Source organism: Paenibacillus sp. J22R56 (assembly GCF_056269375.1).
This window is the reverse complement of record NZ_JBWDNV010000001.1, coordinates 67850-86024: the sequence shown is the minus strand read 5'-3', so window position 1 is coordinate 86024 and position 18175 is coordinate 67850. Positions and strand designations below refer to the sequence as shown.

Below are 18175 nucleotides of genomic sequence, written 5' to 3'. Positions count from 1 at the left end.
GAGGCGGTTAGGATGGAATACGGGAGCATGCTGCTCCGAACCGTATTAATTTACTTCGTCGTGTTTCTGATCATGCGTTTTATGGGGAAAAGGGAAATTGGTAAGTTATCTGTCTTTGATTTGGTTATCTCGGTTATGATTGCAGAGATTGCGGTAATTGTCATTGAAGATGTTGATCGATCGATGTGGGAAGGCGTGCTGCCGATGATTGTGCTACTCCTAATCCAGATTGGAATCGCATTTATTGCATTAAAGAACCGCAAACTGCGATTACTGTTCGACGGCAAACCAAGCGTTATTATTGCAAAAGGCAAGCTTAACCGTGATGTGATGCGGAAACAGCGTTATAACCTGGATGATCTGCTTTTGCAGCTAAGAGAGAATAAAATCCCAACGGTAGCAGATGTAGAGTTTGCGATTTTGGAGACGACAGGGAAATTATCTGTTGTACCAAAAGAAGGAATGGGGGAGCGCGGGGATGATGGGGATGCAAGTCAGAACGGCTTCACTAATCGTTCTAACGATGAGAAGGTGAAACCTCCCGAACAATCACCGCCGGCACGCTTCCGGTTTGAGATGCTTCCAATCCCACTTATTATGGATGGCAAGGTACAGGATGAGAATTTGACGAAGCTTGATAAAACAAGATTTTGGCTGAAAAATGTATTGCAGGAGCAAGGCGTACATGATTTCAAAGAGGTATTCCTTTGCACCATTGACCATAAAGGTAAGTTGTTTGTTGATTCCGATAAAAAGCCGCGCTACTAACTGGACACTAACCCCTGTCTCCAAGACAGGGGTTAGCTCCGGCAACAGAAGCACGGCTTTTTTACTTAAACTTTATATTACTTGAACCATTGACCAAAGAGCGGAATACGGGCAATGTCGTAACGGTCGATAATTTTCATCCAAATCATAAGAAGCAGATAGATGACAACGCTTATCATGCAAGCCAGTATAAGGTTAATCCATTCAAGCGTTAACGGCTGACTGTTCATCATCCAGCGGGCGACTGCCCCCATGATGACCATGGCCGCCCCCACTTTGACAAAATCCATGAATTGCATATGGAAGCCGATAAAGCGCAAGACGCTGAAACCATGAAGGACGGTTACAAGCACAATATTCACATTAATCGCAATGAGCGCACCATATATACCAAGCTCAGGCTTTGTTGCCAGCATAATAATGAGCACCAGCTTGAAGACAGCTCCGATAAAAGTGTTCATCAATGCTGTTCCAGGCTTGTTTAACGCTTGAAGAGCCGCTTGAAGCGGGGCTTGCAAATAGATGAACAAACCAACAGGTGCCATTAGCTGCAGCATTGGAGCGATATCTGCATCGTTATAGAGCAGACGGCAGATGGGTTCAGCGAACAACGACATCACAACCACAAATGGAGCACCAGCAACCAGTGCCATTCGCATCGATTGATGCATTCTTTTGTGAATCGCCGCTTTATCCCCTTTCGCGGCTGCCTCGGATAATGATGGGATAAGAGAAGAAGCCAAGGAGTAAGTTAATGCGGTAGGCAGGAGCAGGAGGGGGATAATCATCCCTTGAAGCGCGCCATATTGGGATGTAGCTGCCCCTGTTGCTATTCCGGCTAAGGCAAGACTTCGGGCAGTTAATATCGATTCAAGCAAATAAGATAAGGAACCAACCATTCGACTGGCTGTGACCGGGATGGATAAGTCAAGAAGACGTCGCAAGACAGGCGGATTTTTCTCTTTGACCTTTTGAGGCGTATTATTCTCATTATGAACAGGTGTGTTTGCTTCGGATTGTCTTTCTCTTTTGCGTTCCCGTGAGTAAGTCCATTGCAGGACAATAAGAGCGCCAACCTCCCCCACAACGACACCAAGCATAGCGCCGGCTGCAGCCCATGCTAGTCCTTTCGGCAGGAGCATGGAGGCGAAGGCAAGCGAGCCAATAATCCGGATGATCGTTTCGATCGTTTGCGATGTGGCTGACGGAATCATATTTTGCTTACCTTGGAAATATCCCCGATATACCGATGAGATGCTTATGATAAGCAGAAGCGGAGTCATCATGAGAAACGTTTGATAGACCCTGGCATCGGTTAGCAGATGAGAAGTAATCCATGGTGCGAATACGAGGAGGGCAACGGTCATAACGACAGCTAGTACAACTGTTAAGCCCATAGCTGTACGGAAAATTTGTTTGACCCGGGCAGAGTCCCCGCGTGATTCTGCTTCAGCAATCCATTTCGCTACCGCAAGCGGGATGCCGCCCGTAATAATCGTCAGCATAACCGTCAGGAATGGATAGCTCAGCTGATATAACCCGACGCCTTCTGCGCCTATAATTCTCGGGAGCGCTATACGCGGTACAAACCCGAGCAGCCTGTTAATAATGCCGGCGGCCAGCAGGATCATTGCACCTTTTATAAAAGTTTGCTTCGTCATTAGTCGCCCTCATCTCTTCTACTGCTTTCCGTACATCTTTATGCGCGGCATGTCCGAATAATGAGTCAATATGACTCATCCAAATTTATCAATTCTAAAGATTCAGCAGGAAAAGTGAAAGGACATATCGAATAGGGTTAGAGGATAGTCAACTAGAAGCAGGATTTGTTGTTCCAAAAGGAGGAGACAGCCGTGAGAGATGAGGATCTGAACGACGTGATCGAGCAGCTATGCAACAGCAAAGCGGAAGAATTTCATCTCATCGGATATGAACATGTAACAGCAAATGAAGTTTGGCAGTGCGTAAGCGAGAAATATAATAAGACCGGTCAGCCGGAGCTTCATCAAATCGTAAACGATATCTTGTCATTAAAAGTGACAAAATTTATGAATTTTATGACGCTTAGCGCTTTTCGGGGAAACCATTTCTAATGGAAGGGGTTTCTTTTTTTTGCGCTTAAGTTTTACACGCAACTACAACCTAAGTATAATAGGAATATTGAGATCATAAGGGGGACTATGTACGTATGAACTGGAAGAGATTAACCGCCTTCCTTGCGGTCGTTGTCATTATGTTTGGCGCAATCGCTTGGACGAGCCCGGACCTGGTCAAAGGCATCCGGCTCGGTCTTGATTTAAAGGGTGGGTTCGAGGTATTATACGAAGCTACACCGCTTGAAGGCGGCGAGCAGGTAACACCAGAGTCACTCAAGGAAACAGCTCATAGCTTGGAGCAGCGGATTGACTCCACAGGTACAACCGAGCCTGAGATTACTCGTGAAGGCAGCAACCGAATCCGCGTAAAGCTTCCGGGAGTAACGGATAGCAAAGAGGTTCGAGAGATGCTCTCGAAGCCGGTCAATCTGACCTTCCGTGGACCAGATGGCGCAATTGAGCTGCAAGGTGATGATTTCGTGCAAAACGGCGCGAAAGTGGAATTTGACCAACTGGGCAAACCGATGATCACCATCAAATTGAAAGATGCCAAAAAGTTCGAAGATGTAACTACGAAGTTGACTGGCAAAACCTTATCTATTTATTTGGATGACGAATTGCTGTCTGCTCCTTCTGTAAACTATCCAATTACCGGCGGTTCAGCGCAAATCTCAGGCGATTATACGCTTGATGAAGCGAACAACCTGCGTGATACCATTAACCTTGGTGCACTTCCTTTGAAGCTCACTGAGATCTATACGCAAAGTGTTGGCGCAACGCTTGGCCAGAAATCGCTTGAAGATACAGTAGGCGCAGGTATTATTGGTACTGTTATTGTCCTGCTGTTCCTGATCATCCTGTTCCGAATTCCAGGTGTGGTAGCAGGTATTACTGTTATTTCTTACACGTGGCTGCTCGTACTCGTATTTGAGCTGATGGACGCAACACTTACACTGCCGGGTATCGCAGCATTTGTACTAGGAATAGGTATGGCGGTTGACGCCAATATCATTATGTACGAGCGGATCAAAGAAGAGATTCGCAGCGGCAAGAGTCTGCTGTCTTCCCTTAAAGCCGGCTCGAAAAACTCGTTCCGTACTATTATGGATGCGAACGTAACGAATATCATCTCATGTGCCGTGCTTTATTATATCGGTAATGGCGCGATTCGCGGCTTCGCCTTGACGATGATCTTCAGTATTCTCGTAAGTATCGTGACCAACATCTTCTTGGCACGTCTGCTGATTCACTTGCTGATTCGCAGTAACCTCTTTACTAAACCTGGCTACTACGGCGTGAAGGAGGCAGAAATCCGTGCTCTATAATACGAAGGTTCGTTTTGATTTCATTAAACACCGCAAGAAGTTTTTCATGTTCTCTATGATCTTGACGTTGATCGGGATTCTGTCGGTGAGCATCTTCCATATGAACTTTGGGGTAGACTTTAAAGCCGGCACGAATATGGATATTCTTGTGGGCAAGAAGATTACCCAAGTGGAAGCGAAGGAGATTCTTGCAGGACAAGGCTATACTGATATTAAAACAACTGTAGGCGGCTCTAATGGCGACCGCGTGTCTGCTCGGTTCGATGAAGTTCTCGATCAGACAAAGGTACAAGCCGTTGAAGACGCATTTAAAGCGAAATATGGCGATAAAGTATCTTCGGAAGTTAACGTTGTATCCCCGGATATGGCGCAGGAGCTTGGTGTCAAAGCAATCTATGCGGTTATTATCGCGAGTGTGGCGATTATGCTGTATGTGATGATCCGCTTCGAATGGCGAATGGCAGTTGCTGCTAACATTGCAATCTTGTATGACGCGTTTGTCGTTGTAACCATCTTCTCGATCTTCCGTCTACAGGTCGATCTGCCGTTTATCGCAGCCGTTCTGACGACGATTGGTTACTCGATTAACGATAAGATCGTTATCTTCGACCGGATCCGTGAAAATCTTCGTTTCGCAAAAACGAAAAGCCCAGATCAAATTGGCGATCTTGTTAACCAAAGCTTGTGGCAGACGATGGCGCGTAACGTTTATACGGTACTCGCTGTACTTCTTATCGCAGTATGTCTGTTCATCTTCGGCAGTGAGTCGATCAAGCTGTTCGCACTAGCGAAAATGATCGGTCTGGCAAGTGGTGCTTACTCGTCGATCTGTATTGCGAGCCCGCTGTGGATGGTTATGAAGAGCAAGCAGAAGCCATCTACTAAGCAAGCAGCAAAAAAAGCAGTCTAAGACAAGTAGATTCGAAAAGAGATAACCATTATTAATGAAAGTGGAATGGACGTTGCAGCTTATTCCATTGCCAGCGGACATTCCACGCTGGAGGCATAAATGTCAACTGAACAACGATTTGCGGAGGCAAAGCCGGCCGACAAGGCGGGCTTATGGGGAACTGCGGCGCTGGCGTTGTTTAAAGGCATAGTAGGCGGATTAGCGGGCAGCAAGTCGCTGCTCGCTGATGCCTTCCGTACGGCGGCAGAATGTGCCGCCGCTTTTGCTTTGTCATCCACTAAGCACAGCGGGCACAAGAAGACAAATACACTTCGGACGGAAACACTAACAAATGTTTTTCTAGCTGTATTTTTTCTTATCACAAGTCTAGAAATCGGAATATCGGCAATTCGTTCGATTTCGTTAGGTGTAGATCAGCCGCCTCATTGGAGTGCACTTGTCGCGGTTCTGGGCTGTTTAATTGTGAGGGAGTTATTCTTCTCCAACAAGGAGAGAGGGGCCAGCTTATACTGTTCGCTGGCTGCACTTGTTGGCTCAGGCGGAGCGTTACTTGGTAAAGCCGTTTCTCTTCCAGCACTTTATTACTTGGATCCTGCCGCTGCTATTGTCATAGCCGTTATTGTTATGCTTAATGGATACCGGACGATTACAGGCTTTATGCGCAGAGATACTAGTGAAGATGCACGAAGCGAAGATGCTGAAGTGCTGATGCAGCTTGTTCAGCGAGTAGAAGGTGTAGTTACCGTCGAGTCTCTGCAGGCGAAGGAACAAGGACATTATGTCGTAGCAGACATCGTTATAAGCGTAAATCCAAGAATCACCGTTTTGGAAGGCCACGACATTGCAAAGCGGGTAAAGCAGCTGCTGTTAACTCGATTCGGCCATGTAACAGATGTCACGATTCATGTAGAGCCTTATGATCCTGGTTATCCATATAAGTCGAATCATGACCCGAATCAGGAGCATATGCCAACGCTTCTGCAATAGAATGGGAAAGGGGTTGAGCTCGGCGTGATACAAGCAAAAACACGCTGGAATTTGGCGCCTTGGGGGAAAGACGATGATCAACAGGCGAAGCTGCTGTCGGATCAACTGGATATTCCTCCTCTTGTAGCCAAGCTGCTCGTTCAGAGAGGCTACAAAGAGAAGGAAGCGGCAGAGACGTTTCTGCGGGGAGGAGCCGATCAGCTCCATGATCCGTATTTGTTGAAAGGAATGAAGGAAGCTGTTGCCCGCATTAAACAAGCTGCGGACAATAAGGAATTCATTCGAATCTACGGCGACTATGATGCCGACGGGGTGTCCAGCACCTCGTTACTGATTCACGTTTTTCGAGAGCTAGGCTATCATTTCGATTATTATATTCCGCATCGTGCTTTAGAGGGCTACGGTATGAACCGTGGTGCAATAGATTTGGCTGCAGCAGCCGGTGTCCGTCTTATTGTGACGGTGGATACGGGTATTAGTGCTTACGAACAGATCGAGTATGCGAAGGAGCTTGGCATTGATGTAGTTGTAACTGACCATCATGAACCGCCAGAACAGCTTCCGGATGCTGTCGCGGTTGTGAATCCGAAGCAAGAGGATTGTCCGTATCCATTCAAAGGTCTCGCAGGTGTAGGCGTGGCTTTCAAATTAGCACATGCGCTTATGGAGCGTCCGCCAATGGAATGGACGGATATTGTCTGTCTAGGTACCATTGCGGACATCATGCCACTTACAGATGAGAATCGAGTGCTTGTCCGGGCAGGTCTGCAGCAATTGCAGGATACGAGTAATACAGGGTTTCGGGCGTTGTCCGAAGCTTGTGGGATCGAGCTTGATCAAGTCACGTCCACTACGGTTGCATTTGGTATGGCACCACGTATTAATGCGGCGGGCCGTCTAGATCATGCGAAACGTGCTGTAGAGCTGCTTACGACCGGTGATTATGATGAAGCGATTCGTTCGGCGTCTTCCCTTGATGTATTGAACAAGGAGCGGCAGCGGATTGTGGAAGGCATCGTGAAGGAAGCAGAGCAGCAGTGGCAGGGAAAACGAGAAGCAGCACAAGCATCGTCAGTGCCGGAGCCCGCCGTTATTGTGTTGGCAGGAGAAGGCTGGAATGTTGGTGTTATCGGGATCGTTGCTTCAAAAATGTTAGAACGGTATTATAAGCCGGTTATTGTTCTTGGCATTGATGCAGAGAGCGGAATGTGCAAAGGTTCAGCAAGGTCAATTGAAGGTTATGATCTTCATGTGGCCTTGACCGAATGCGATTCGTTGCTGGATCATTATGGCGGCCATCAAGCGGCTGCCGGCATGAGTCTGCATCGGGATCAGCTGCCTGCTTTCGAGCAGAAACTTGGAGAGCTTGCAATGGAATGGCTGACAGAGCAGGATTGGATTCCTAAAACCGCGATTGATCTTATTTGCTCGTTAGAGGATGCCAGCGTTCATACGATCAGCCAGCTTGCCCAGCTTGAGCCATTTGGTGCTGGGAACCCTTCACCAAGGCTTCTGCTTCAATCTGCTGAACTGGCGGATTACAGGACCATGGGTAAGGAATCCAGACATCTGAAGTTGTCACTTCGTAAGGGCCGGGCTGCGCTGGATGCCGTTGGTTTCGGTATGGGTGAGCTGTCGGAGCAGCTGCGAAGTGGTCTTCCAGTTAATCTGGTCGGTGAGTTATCTATTAATGAGTGGAACGGCCAGCGTAAGGCACAGCTGCAAATTCATGATATACATTTTGGCGGGGAATTGATGAGGTTCCCTGAGCGTGAGCATTTTGGACAGGTATACCAAATGCTCCGTCGGATGCGACGCATGCCGATGAATGGTCTTGAGTCCCAATTATCGCAGCAAAGCGGATGGCACGAACAAACCGTTAAAGTAATGATTGAAGTTTTCCGTGAGCTTGGGTTTATCGAGATTGATGGAACCCATCTTGTTGTGGTCGAGACGCCTGAGAAGCGTGATCTCGCTACATCGGAGAAATACCAGGCAGCAAAGCTTGAAGCTGAACGGCTGCGCATGCCGTATGTTGGATAAGAAGAATTGGCATAATTGATATGGTAAGTAGAGAAAGGATTGAAATAATAATGAGCGACATTAACTTTAAAGATTACATCCGGGTGATTCCAGACTTCCCGCAGCCAGGCATCCGTTTCAAGGATATTACGACACTTCTGAAAGATGGTGCGGTATACCGCGCAGCAATCGAAGAGATGCGTAAAGCGATTGAGCATCTGCAAATCGACATTATTGCTGGTCCGGAAGCACGGGGCTTTGTTATTGGCGCTCCACTGGCTACAGCACTTGGCGTAGGTTTTGCACCAATCCGTAAAAGCGGCAAGCTGCCTGGAGAGACAATTCAGGCAAGTTATGACCTGGAATACGGCAATGACAGCCTGGCCATGCATAAAGATGCGATCTCGCCAGGTCAACGTGTACTCATTGCAGATGATCTGCTTGCTACAGGCGGAACGATCGCTACTTCGATGAATCTTGTTCGCCAGCTTGGCGGCGAAGTTGTTGGCGCAGCGTTTCTGATTGAGCTGTCTTACCTGACTGGCCGTGAGAAGCTGGAAGGCGTAGAGGTCTTCTCTCTCGTTACGTATTAACATTTTACCGATATTTCAAAAGGCTTTCCCTGGTGGTTCTACCATCAGGGAAAGCCTTTTTTGTTTCCATACAGCTTTCAAGACATGTTAGCTGGAAACGGATTCATTTATTCCTGTTCAAAATGGAACCGTATACATCGGAATAAGGTGTTATGAATAATAACATCATTTAATTGAAAAGTATCATTTTTCGTTGGTCTGGCAAATAGTATCGCACCCGGCAAGCTTCTACAATAAAGACAAGAAGCTGCTGCAAAAAACGTATAGCCATTCTTTTAGGAAGGAAGGAACACCAATGGCAGAAATGATCGTAACCGCAGTCGAGCCACAACAGCAAGTGATTAAGCCGAAATCCAAGCTTCGCCGGTTCTTGAAGCAATGGGATTTGCAGCTTATGGTCATTCCGGCACTGCTGCTCATTTTTGTATTCAGCTACGTGCCGATGTACGGTGTCCTTACTGCTTTTCAAGATTACAACATCTTCAAGGGGTTTCTAGACAGTCCTTGGGTCGGATGGAAGCATTTCGAAATGTTCTTTCATGCTCCAGAGTTTGAGCGTGTCATGCGCAATACGATCATTATCAGTGTGCTGAAGCTGGTTATAGGCTTTCCTGCACCAGTCGTATTGGCACTCATGCTGAATGAAGTGAAAAATATGTATTTTAAGCGGATTGTACAAACCGTTAGTTATTTGCCGCATTTCTTATCCTGGGTTATCGTATCGGGCTTTGCGATGTCGATCCTTGCGGTAGAGAACGGCAGCCTGAATATGCTTCTGCAATCGCTTCATCTTATTAAAGAACCAATCAGCTTTCTCTCCATTCCTCATTATTTCTGGACAATTATCGTAACAACCGGCGTGTGGAAGGAGATTGGATTCAGTTCTATCGTATATCTAGCCGCTATTGCCGGAATTGACCCGAGCATGTACGAAGCGGCGTCCATTGACGGGGCAAGCCGGTTCAAGCAAATCTTTGTCATTACGATTCCGAGCATTATGCCGGTCGTCATTATTTTTATGATCCTTGCTATTGGAAACCTGCTCAGCGCAGGCTTCGAAGATCTGCTCTTATTAGGAGTGAATCCGGTTCTTAGGGATGTATCAGATGTGCTTGATACCTACGTATATCGAACGGGTATAACGGGGCAGCGATTCTCTTATGCGACAGCGGTCGGACTGTTTAAAGCAATTATAAGTGTCGGCCTGCTTACATTTGCGAACCTGCTGGCACGCAGAACAGGGAACAGCTTATGGTAGTCAAGACATATGCAGGAAGGAGGCCGTTAAACGATGAGAATTAAAGCCAGTTTAAGCGATAAAAGTCTATCAGTAGCCGTGTATATCTGCCTTGTGCTCATCGCATTTTTTTCCTTTTACCCGTTCTGGAATGCCGCCGTTATCTCGTTTAACAAAGGAATGGACACAGCGCTTGGCGGTGTGACCTTCTGGCCAAGAGCTTTTACCCTCGATAATTATGAAATCGTATTCCAAGACAAACGCATCATAAACGGCTTCTATATCTCGGTCATGCGGACGGTAATTGGTACAGTGGCTTCCATCCTGCTTACGGCGATATTTGCTTACGGTATGACGAAGAAGGAGCTGATGGGCCGGAAGTTTTATATGATCGCTTGCATTATTACCCTCTACTTCAGCGGGGGCATTATTCCCACCTTCCTCGTTATCCGCGGGCTGGGCTTAATGGATAATTTCCTAGTCTTTATAATTCCCGGCTTGATCAGCGTGTGGAATATGATCATCTTCCGCACTTTCTTTATGGGGCTGCCTCAAGGTCTTGAAGAGTCAGCACAGATTGACGGCTGCGGTTATTGGGCGACCTTCTTCCGAATTGTTCTGCCTCTGTCTGGACCAGTCATTGCTACACTTGCACTGTTCACGGCGGTAGGGCACTGGAATGATTGGTTCTTCCCAAGTCTTTATATTACAAAAGAAAAGCTCATTCCGATTCAGACGATGCTTCAGCAAATATTGAATTCCAACATCATGTCCGAACAGTTCTCGCAGCTGGATTCCGCTTCTCAAAGCCGGCTGTCTTCGATGAAGAGCATCACGAGCAAATCTCTCTCGATGGCAACGATGATGGTCGCAACGATACCCATTATTCTCGTCTACCCGTTTGTTCAGAAGTATTTTGTAAAAGGTGTTCTGGTGGGCTCTTTGAAAGAGTAGTCCGATTCACAGCGGGGAGTCAAACGGTATTCAACGCGAAGCGAAGAGGCTGGTCGACAAATTCGCTTCCGCTGAACATAATTAAAGCTATGGGAGAGAGGGGTTTACGAAGGATGAGTAGATGGAGAAAATCAGCTTATTCAGGACTTGCAATTATGTTGGTCAGCGTTATGGCTCTGACAGGGTGCTCGAACAATGGGGGCAATGGGAATAAGGCAACCAATGAACCAGCTGCAACAAACAGCGAGACAACTGCGGCAAGCGAAGCGCCAGCAAGCAGTGAACCATCTGTCTTTAAGCTAGGCAGTGAGCCTCTTAACTTCTCTTTCTATGGACATTATGATTGGTATTCGATGCCTGCTTGGGGCGGGGATGAAGCAACCAAATGGATTAAGGATAATATGAAAGTTGATATTACTCCTGTTCAATCCGGCGGCAATGCTGCTCAGAAGCTGAACACGATGATTGCTTCAGGCAAACTTCCGGATGTGATCTGGATGGACCGTGGTGCAGACGTAGAGAAGCTGCGTGAAGCGGGTATGCTGGTACCTTTCGACGATTACCTCGATAAATACCCGAACTTCAAAAAGTGGATAGGCGAAGAGGCTATCAACATGCTTCGTTCAAAGGACGGCAAAATCTATCAGTTTCCGAACTGGTATACGTCCCAGCCAAACGGCAATGGTGGTTATCTCGTCAACAAAAAGATTTATAAAGAGCTTGGATCCCCTGCAATCGAAACGACCGATGATTTCTATAATTACTTAAAGATGGTTAAAGAGAAGTATCCGAATGTAACGCCATTTAACCCGGATCTGGCGATTGATGGGCAAGGTCTTGACGTACTCTATGGTGCCTTCGGCGAAGATTACTCGCCAGCTAATGTAGGCAACCGTGCTGTTCCTAGCGGTGATAAGCTGACCTCAATCTTCCTTGATCCTGTTTTCCGCGAGTCGATGCAGTTTGAAAGCAAGCTGTTCCGTGAGAAGCTGATGACACCTGATGCACTCACACAAACGAAGGATCAAGTGAAAGAGCAGGCCTATAACGGTACAACTGCTGTATTTGCAGGCGCAAGCCCAACAGAATACGGTGCGGTAGGCGATGCTGAGCTGAAGAAGAAGGATCCGGATTCTGGCTATATGATGATCTGGCCGGTTCATAAGGCAGGTCTGGATAAAAACAAAATTTGGGCAGGTACGTACACGCAGCTGGGCTGGAACGTCAGCGTCATTACGAAATCGGCGAAAGATCCAGAGAAAATTTTCGCATTCCTCGATTATTTGACTGGACCTGAAGGTACACGCACGTTGTTCTGGGGACCTGAAGGTATTTACTGGAAAGGCACCGATGCTGATGGATCGCCAATCTTCACGGATGCATACACATCCGATGTTGAAGGCCGTACGAAAATGATGGACGCAACCGTTAACTTCCAATGGAACGGCAATACCGTCTTTATTGATACATCCAAAATGAAATTCGAGCTCACCTTGCCTGAGGAGCAGCAATCTTGGGAAGCGCGCTGGCAAAACTCCATTACATGGAAAACGCAAAAGAACGCGACCGAGTATATTAACCTTGCACCTGCTCCAGATTCTGAAGAAGGAATTATAGCCCAAAGCTTCGAAGAGCTTTACAAAGAAGCAAGAGCAAAAGCTTTGTATGCGAAAAGCGATGAGGAAGTTCTCTCTATCCTCGATAAAGCGCAAAAGGATGCGGAAGCGATCGGCTATGATAAACTTCTTGCATTCAAGACAATCAAATGGCAGGAAAATGTAAAAAGCATGAAAGGCAATTAACAACCAGGCTAATTCTGGAGTATAATTTAGTCAAGCGGTCGCCGTCCCTTCTATAGGGGCGGCTCTGCCGTTTCTATGAAGGAAGAGCAGCCGGCTTATCCAATCTGCTGAACGGGAGAAGATGCCATCATGTATAAGGTGTTAATTGCAGATGATGAGGTACTTGATCTGGAAGGCATGCGAATGTTTATTCCTTGGACGGAGCTAGGTCTTGAAGTTGTAGCTGCTGTAAACAATGGGTTTGATGCTTATGAGGTACTTAAGGACGGGACAGTAGATATACTCGTGACGGATGTACATATGCCAAGCATGTCAGGACTTGAGCTTGCACGTAAAGTGCAGGAAACGGAAGGCTGCGGCGATCTTCGGGTTATTTTCGTGAGCGGCTATCAGGATTTCCATTACGTCAAGCAGGCTCTATCCCTTCGTGCTTACAGCTACGTACTTAAGCCAATGGATGATTCTGAACTTGTAGAAGCATTAGTGAAAGTAACGAAGGAATTGGATGCGGAGAGCCGAAAGCTGGAGGAAGAGAGAAAGTGGCGGGAAGAAGCTGCAAAACGTACACCTCATCGATTAATTCAAACAGCAGTCCCATCGACCAAGAAGCATACCAAGCTTATTCAAGAGATGATTGTTTATATGAAGGAACATTTGGGTTGTTCATTGACGCTTAAGGAAGTGGCTGATCGCTTCGCTTTTTCTCCGAATTATTTGGGCTCCATGTTTAAAGAGGAGATGGGCTCAGGCTTTAGTGAGTTTGTCATTGCGATGCGGATGGAGAAGGCGGGAGAGTTGCTGAAAGATCCTAAGGTGAAAATTTATGAGGTAGCTGACCAGGTTGGTTATCGGTACATGCCTTATTTTAGTCGTCAGTTCAAAGAGACCTTCGGAATGACACCAATCGAGTTCAGGAGACATCACTAAATATGCACACGCCATTCACCAGTGCGAAAGCTCAACGTAAGTTTATTCCTTTTGGGATCAAGCTGCTTATTTCTTATATGCTCCTTATCATTATACCGATCTTTATCCTGGGCTATTTCGCCAGCGCTATTATGACAGAGTCAATTCGCTCGAATACGACAAATACGATAAAAGGTACGCTAAGACAAATCGAAGATAACGTTGCCTATAAATTAGAAGATACGATTCGACTATCCGACCTGCTTTATTACGATACAACCTTGTCAAAGCAGCTGCTTCATTACGAGGAAGGCTGGGTCAGCTATGAAGCGACTACGAAGCTGCTGCTTCCGAAGTTTCGTCAGACGATTGAATCGACGAACCGGAGCCTTTGGCTTTCGGTTTATTTGCGTAACGAGACTTTGCCAGAGGTTTATTACGATAGCAAGAACATAGACCCGCTAGTGGTGAAGGGCAAATTTTTTGATTTGCTTCATTTGAACCGTATTACTGATAAACCATGGTACAAATCCTTTCCAGTTGAAAAGTATGGAGAGACTGAGCAATGGGAGCAGGTGGAGGATGACAGCCATTATGACCGGATATCTCTTCTTCGTCGGCTAGTGGATCTGAATGATCCGGCAAACTTGCATGAAATTGGCTTTATGCGAATTAGCGTCTATTTGTCTGATTTGTTCCAAAGTGTTGATCATCGCAAAATTGGTGCAGGCAGTACGCTGTTTATAACCGATGGGAACCGAAATGTTTTGTACGCCTCTGGGGCAACGGAACAAACGAATGAACAGCTATGGGACAGCGCCAATGGTGAAAGTTATCTTGTCATTCGGCAGCCGCTGCCGGGTTTGAACTGGAGCTTGATGGCTATGGTGCCTTCATCGGTTCTGGAGAAGGATACGAAAAAGGTCAAGATGCTCTCCCTTATCATTTGTAGTGTCAGCTGTGTGCTGATCATGCTGGTCGCGTATTTCGTCTCGAGAACCTTTTCTCGCCGTGTTCTAAAGGTCATGTCCGTTCTGCAATCCTTTGGGCAAGGAGACTTCCAGCGCAGAATCCATTACAGCGGTAACGATGAGTTTACGACAATCGCTTTATCGCTTAATGAACTCGGCCAGAAGACACAAAATTTGATTGAAGAAGTCTACACCACTAATCTGAAAAAGAAAGAAGCGGAGCTTGAAACACTGCAAGCCCAAATTAATCCGCACTTTTTATATAATACATTATCCTCTATAAGCAGACTGGCTAAATTCGGACAAGTCGAGAAGCAGCATCAAATGGTGATGAATCTGGCGAAGTTCTACCGCTTATCCTTGAATGAAGGACAGACGATTATCCCGATTGGCAAGGAGATCGAGCAGGTTAAGGCTTACATGGACATTCAGCAAATCAAATACGGCGACCGGGTCCGGATCGATTATAATATTTCCTCGGAAATTGTCGAGTTAACAACGGTTAAGCTGATTGTACAGCCATTTGTTGAAAATGTATTGGAGCATGCATGGCGTGGTGACCAGATTGCTATTCAAATCATTGGGTATCGGGAAGACGATGTTGTTCATCTAATTGTGGAGGATGATGGCAACGGGATGTCTCAAGAGACGCTTCACAATCTATTTAATGGCGAAGGCTTGCAACGTGTTGGGTATGGCATACGTAATGTTCATGAACGCATTAAGCTTTATTACGGTAAAGATTTTGGCGTTGACATTGAGAGTGAGCCAGGAGAAGGGACGCGCGTTCATATTCGCATTCCAACTGAGTCGATTTAGTATCCAAATGCGGAATTTGGTGAAGCCTGCAGGTTGACGCGGATGCCTACTTCCAGCATAATATTAAGAAAACTCGGAAAATGCGCGAATCGGAGTCAAGCGTTCGGAAAGGACAATTCATGGGCATAGAGCAGTTGATCGAAAAGGCGTCGGCCTATATAAAAGAACAGGATTTAGTGCGCATCAGGGAAGCCTATGAGTTTGCGGACCAAGCCCACCACGGACAAGTGCGCAAGTCAGGAGAACCGTATATTCTTCATCCTGTTGCCGTTGCGGAAATTATCGTGGATATGCAGATGGACGTGCTGTCGATTATTGCGGCGCTGCTTCATGATGTCGTTGAAGATACGACAGTGGATCTCGAGCTCGTTCGCGCGAAATTTGGCGAAACCTGTGCGATGCTTGTCGACGGGCTGACGAAGCTGGAGAAGATCCGTTTCCGCTCGAAGGAAGAGCAGCAGAATGAGAACTATCGGAAAATGTTCCTTGCCATGGCGCAGGATATCCGTGTCATTCTGATTAAGCTGGCAGATCGGCTTCATAATATGCGTACGCTGAAGTTCCAATCGGAAGAAGCTCAGCGTCGTATTGCGTACGAAACGCTTGAAATCTTTTGTCCGATAGCGCATCGGCTTGGTATTTCCGCCATCAAGTGGGAGATGGAAGATATCGCTCTGCGATATTTGAATCCACAGCAATACTATCGCATCGCTAATCTGATGAAGAAGAAGCGGGCGGAACGTGAGATGTTTATCTCTGACGTTATTGGCCGGATTAAAGAGAAGCTTGAGGAAATGGGAATTGACGGCGACATTTCGGGTCGTCCGAAACATATATACAGCATTTATAAGAAAATGACGTTCAAGAACAAGCAATTTAATGAAATCTATGATTTGATGGCGATTCGGATCATCGTAGAGAATATTAAAGATTGTTATGCGACGCTTGGTATTATTCATACACTCTGGAAGCCTATGCCTGGACGGTTCAAGGACTATATCGCAATGCCGAAGGCGAACATGTACCAGTCTTTGCATACGACAGTTATTGGTCCAAACGGTGAACCAACAGAAGTGCAAATCCGCACCTGGGATATGCACCGTACTTCCGAGTACGGTATCGCAGCTCACTGGGCCTATAAGGAAGGCACCGTTGTGCCAAATACGAATTTCGAGGACAAAATGTCCTGGCTTCGTGAAATTATGGAGCTTCAGAACGAAGCGCGCGACGCCTCGGAATTTATGGAAACGCTCAAGATGGACTTCTTCTCTGACCTGGTCTTTGTGTTTACACCTAGCGGGGAAGTTATTGAGCTGCCAGCTGGCTCCGTGCCGCTTGATTTCGCTTACCGTATTCATACGGAAGTCGGCAATCGGACAATTGGCGCGAAGGTCAATGGACGAATTGTTCCACTTGATCATAAGCTCAAGACAGGCGATATTATTGAGATTCTAACCTCGAAGCATTCTTATGGCCCAAGCCAGGATTGGGTGAAGATCGCACAATCCTCCCATGCCCGCACCAAGATCCGTCAATGGTTCAAGCGCGAGAAGCGGGAAGAGAATGTAGCCAAAGGCCGTGATCTGCTGGAGCGCGAGCTGAAGCGATTAGGAGTAGAACCATCCGCCTGGATGAGCGATGATAAGCTGCAGGAAGTAGCAAGTAAATTTAACTTTAATGATATCGAAGATATGATGTCTGCTATTGGCTTCGGCGGTATTACGGCGGCACAGATTTGTACGCGCCTGACCGAGAAGCTGCGCAGAGAAGCAGAGAAATCGAATCTCATCGAGTTGACTAGTGAGCCGAAGGAGATGAAGTCGCCAGGCCATCGCAAGAATCGTCCAACTCACGGGGTTACCGTGAAAGGGATTGATAATTTGCTCGTCCGGTTTGCAAGATGTTGTAATCCGGTGCCAGGCGATACCATTATCGGCTATATTACACGCGGCAGAGGTGTATCCGTCCATCGAATGGACTGCCAGAACATACCGTTTAATGCGGAAGGTGAAGAGGCAGACCGCGTTATTGAAGTGGAATGGGAAGATTCGATCGAATCGAATTACAGCGTGGATATTGAAATTACCGGCCATGACCGTACAGGTCTGTTGAATGAAGTTTTGCAGGCAGTGTCAGAGAGCAAGACGAATATTTCGGCTGTAACCGGACGTTCGGTGAAAAATAAAATGGCGATGATTCATATGACGGTTTTGATCCGTAATATTGATCATTTATCTTCCGTTGTGGAGAGAATCAAGCGCGTGCAGGATGTTTATTCGGTACAGCGTATTATGAATAGCTAGCGGAGGTTTACAAGCAGTGAAGGTTGTTGTACAGCGAAGCAAGCAGGCAAGCGTAACGATTGACGGAGAAGTGGCTGGTGCGATTGATCACGGCCTGGTGCTTCTCGTCGGCATAACGCATGAAGATACAGAAGAAGACATCCGCTGGATGGCGGATAAGGTAGCGGGTCTCCGCATCTTCGAAGATGAGAATGAGAAAATGAATTTCTCCGTCGTTGATGTAGGCGGTCAGATTCTATCCATTTCGCAGTTTACTTTATATGGTGACAGCCGGAAGGGCAGACGTCCGAACTTTATGGCTGCGGCACGTCCTGAGCATGCGGAGCCGTTGTATGACCGGTTTAACGAACTACTTCGCAACGCAGGCCTTGTTGTTGAGACTGGCCGTTTCGGAGCTATGATGGATGTGGCTCTTGTGAACTCAGGTCCTGTAACACTTATTCTCGACAGTAAACAATAAACGGTGTGTTTTATTGGTGATG

Annotated in this window: 15 protein-coding genes; 14 read left to right on the top strand and 1 reads right to left on the bottom strand. The window is 46.8% G+C overall.

What is annotated here, in order from left to right:
- Positions 1 to 12 precede the first annotated feature (12 nt).
- A complete protein-coding gene (locus AC0YNT_RS00350) occupies positions 13 to 768 on the top strand; it encodes a YetF domain-containing protein (protein WP_475802849.1) in 756 nt (251 codons plus the stop codon).
- A 77-nt stretch (positions 769 to 845) separates the two neighbouring features.
- On the opposite strand, the gene spoVB is transcribed toward AC0YNT_RS00350, so the two are convergent.
- Positions 846 to 2429 (bottom strand): stage V sporulation protein B, encoded by a 1584-nt coding sequence (spoVB, locus tag AC0YNT_RS00345; protein WP_475802848.1) that lies wholly within the window; start codon positions 2427 to 2429, stop codon positions 846 to 848.
- A gap of 192 nt (positions 2430 to 2621) precedes the next feature.
- Here spoVB and AC0YNT_RS00340 point away from each other — a divergent pair, with 192 nt between their 5' ends.
- The 13 genes from AC0YNT_RS00340 to dtd all read left to right on the top strand — a co-directional run bounded on the left by AC0YNT_RS00340 (position 2622) and on the right by dtd (position 18153).
- Entirely contained in the window at positions 2622 to 2861 is a 240-nt protein-coding gene (locus AC0YNT_RS00340; RefSeq protein WP_167280148.1) for a post-transcriptional regulator, read from the top strand.
- Positions 2862 to 2956: 95 nt separating this feature from the next.
- A complete protein-coding gene (gene secD, locus AC0YNT_RS00335) occupies positions 2957 to 4189 on the top strand; it encodes a protein translocase subunit SecD (RefSeq protein ID WP_475802847.1) in 1233 nt (410 codons plus the stop codon).
- Positions 4179 to 5099 carry a protein translocase subunit SecF gene (gene secF / locus AC0YNT_RS00330; RefSeq protein WP_475802846.1) on the top strand — a complete coding sequence of 307 codons (921 nt, stop codon included), beginning with the start codon at positions 4179 to 4181 and terminating at the stop codon, positions 5097 to 5099. Before secD ends, secF begins: the two co-directional genes overlap by 11 nt.
- Positions 5100 to 5198: 99 nt before the next feature.
- Positions 5199 to 6086, top strand: coding sequence for a cation diffusion facilitator family transporter (locus AC0YNT_RS00325; RefSeq protein WP_475802845.1), 888 nt, complete (start codon positions 5199 to 5201; stop codon positions 6084 to 6086).
- A 24-nt stretch (positions 6087 to 6110) separates the two neighbouring features.
- The gene (gene recJ, locus AC0YNT_RS00320; protein WP_475802844.1) at positions 6111 to 8129 is read left to right on the top strand and encodes a single-stranded-DNA-specific exonuclease RecJ; all 2019 of its coding nucleotides are present in this window, start codon (positions 6111 to 6113) and stop codon (positions 8127 to 8129) included.
- Between the two features lie 59 nt (positions 8130 to 8188).
- Positions 8189 to 8701, top strand: a complete 513-nt coding sequence (locus AC0YNT_RS00315; RefSeq protein ID WP_475803395.1) for an adenine phosphoribosyltransferase — start codon at positions 8189 to 8191, stop codon at positions 8699 to 8701.
- Between the two features lie 304 nt (positions 8702 to 9005).
- Complete coding sequence (locus AC0YNT_RS00310) at positions 9006 to 9959, top strand: ABC transporter permease (protein ID WP_167280551.1); 954 nt, start codon at positions 9006 to 9008, stop codon at positions 9957 to 9959.
- Positions 9960 to 9992: 33 nt separating this feature from the next.
- On the top strand, positions 9993 to 10892 hold the full coding sequence (locus AC0YNT_RS00305; protein ID WP_475802843.1) for a carbohydrate ABC transporter permease: 900 nt from the start codon (positions 9993 to 9995) through the stop codon (positions 10890 to 10892).
- A gap of 113 nt (positions 10893 to 11005) precedes the next feature.
- Positions 11006 to 12694 (top strand): extracellular solute-binding protein, encoded by a 1689-nt coding sequence (locus AC0YNT_RS00300; protein ID WP_475802842.1) that lies wholly within the window; start codon positions 11006 to 11008, stop codon positions 12692 to 12694.
- A 129-nt stretch (positions 12695 to 12823) separates the two neighbouring features.
- Positions 12824 to 13621, top strand: a complete 798-nt coding sequence (locus tag AC0YNT_RS00295; protein WP_475802841.1) for a response regulator transcription factor — start codon at positions 12824 to 12826, stop codon at positions 13619 to 13621.
- A 2-nt stretch (positions 13622 to 13623) separates the two neighbouring features.
- Entirely contained in the window at positions 13624 to 15390 is a 1767-nt protein-coding gene (locus tag AC0YNT_RS00290) for a cache domain-containing sensor histidine kinase (protein ID WP_475802840.1), read from the top strand.
- Between the two features lie 119 nt (positions 15391 to 15509).
- A complete protein-coding gene (locus AC0YNT_RS00285) occupies positions 15510 to 17693 on the top strand; it encodes a RelA/SpoT family protein (protein ID WP_475802839.1) in 2184 nt (727 codons plus the stop codon).
- A gap of 16 nt (positions 17694 to 17709) precedes the next feature.
- On the top strand, positions 17710 to 18153 hold the full coding sequence (gene dtd, locus AC0YNT_RS00280; RefSeq protein WP_475802838.1) for a D-aminoacyl-tRNA deacylase: 444 nt from the start codon (positions 17710 to 17712) through the stop codon (positions 18151 to 18153).
- Positions 18154 to 18175: the final 22 nt, after the last annotated feature.

What these genes read in the sequence shown, in the direction of transcription:
- AC0YNT_RS00350 (WP_475802849.1), top strand. Translation starts at nt 13, where the DNA reads ATGGAATACGGGAGCATGCTGCTCCGAACCGTATTAATTTACTTCGTC.
- secD (WP_475802847.1), top strand. Translation starts at nt 2,957, where the DNA reads ATGAACTGGAAGAGATTAACCGCCTTCCTTGCGGTCGTTGTCATTATG.
- AC0YNT_RS00285 (WP_475802839.1), top strand. Translation starts at nt 15,510, where the DNA reads ATGGGCATAGAGCAGTTGATCGAAAAGGCGTCGGCCTATATAAAAGAA.
- AC0YNT_RS00310 (WP_167280551.1), top strand. Translation starts at nt 9,006, where the DNA reads ATGATCGTAACCGCAGTCGAGCCACAACAGCAAGTGATTAAGCCGAAA.
- AC0YNT_RS00325 (WP_475802845.1), top strand. Translation starts at nt 5,199, where the DNA reads ATGTCAACTGAACAACGATTTGCGGAGGCAAAGCCGGCCGACAAGGCG.
- AC0YNT_RS00290 (WP_475802840.1), top strand. Translation starts at nt 13,624, where the DNA reads ATGCACACGCCATTCACCAGTGCGAAAGCTCAACGTAAGTTTATTCCT.
- AC0YNT_RS00300 (WP_475802842.1), top strand. Translation starts at nt 11,006, where the DNA reads ATGAGTAGATGGAGAAAATCAGCTTATTCAGGACTTGCAATTATGTTG.
- spoVB (WP_475802848.1), bottom strand. Translation starts at nt 2,429, where the DNA reads ATGACGAAGCAAACTTTTATAAAAGGTGCAATGATCCTGCTGGCCGCC.
- AC0YNT_RS00305 (WP_475802843.1), top strand. Translation starts at nt 9,993, where the DNA reads ATGAGAATTAAAGCCAGTTTAAGCGATAAAAGTCTATCAGTAGCCGTG.
- AC0YNT_RS00295 (WP_475802841.1), top strand. Translation starts at nt 12,824, where the DNA reads ATGTATAAGGTGTTAATTGCAGATGATGAGGTACTTGATCTGGAAGGC.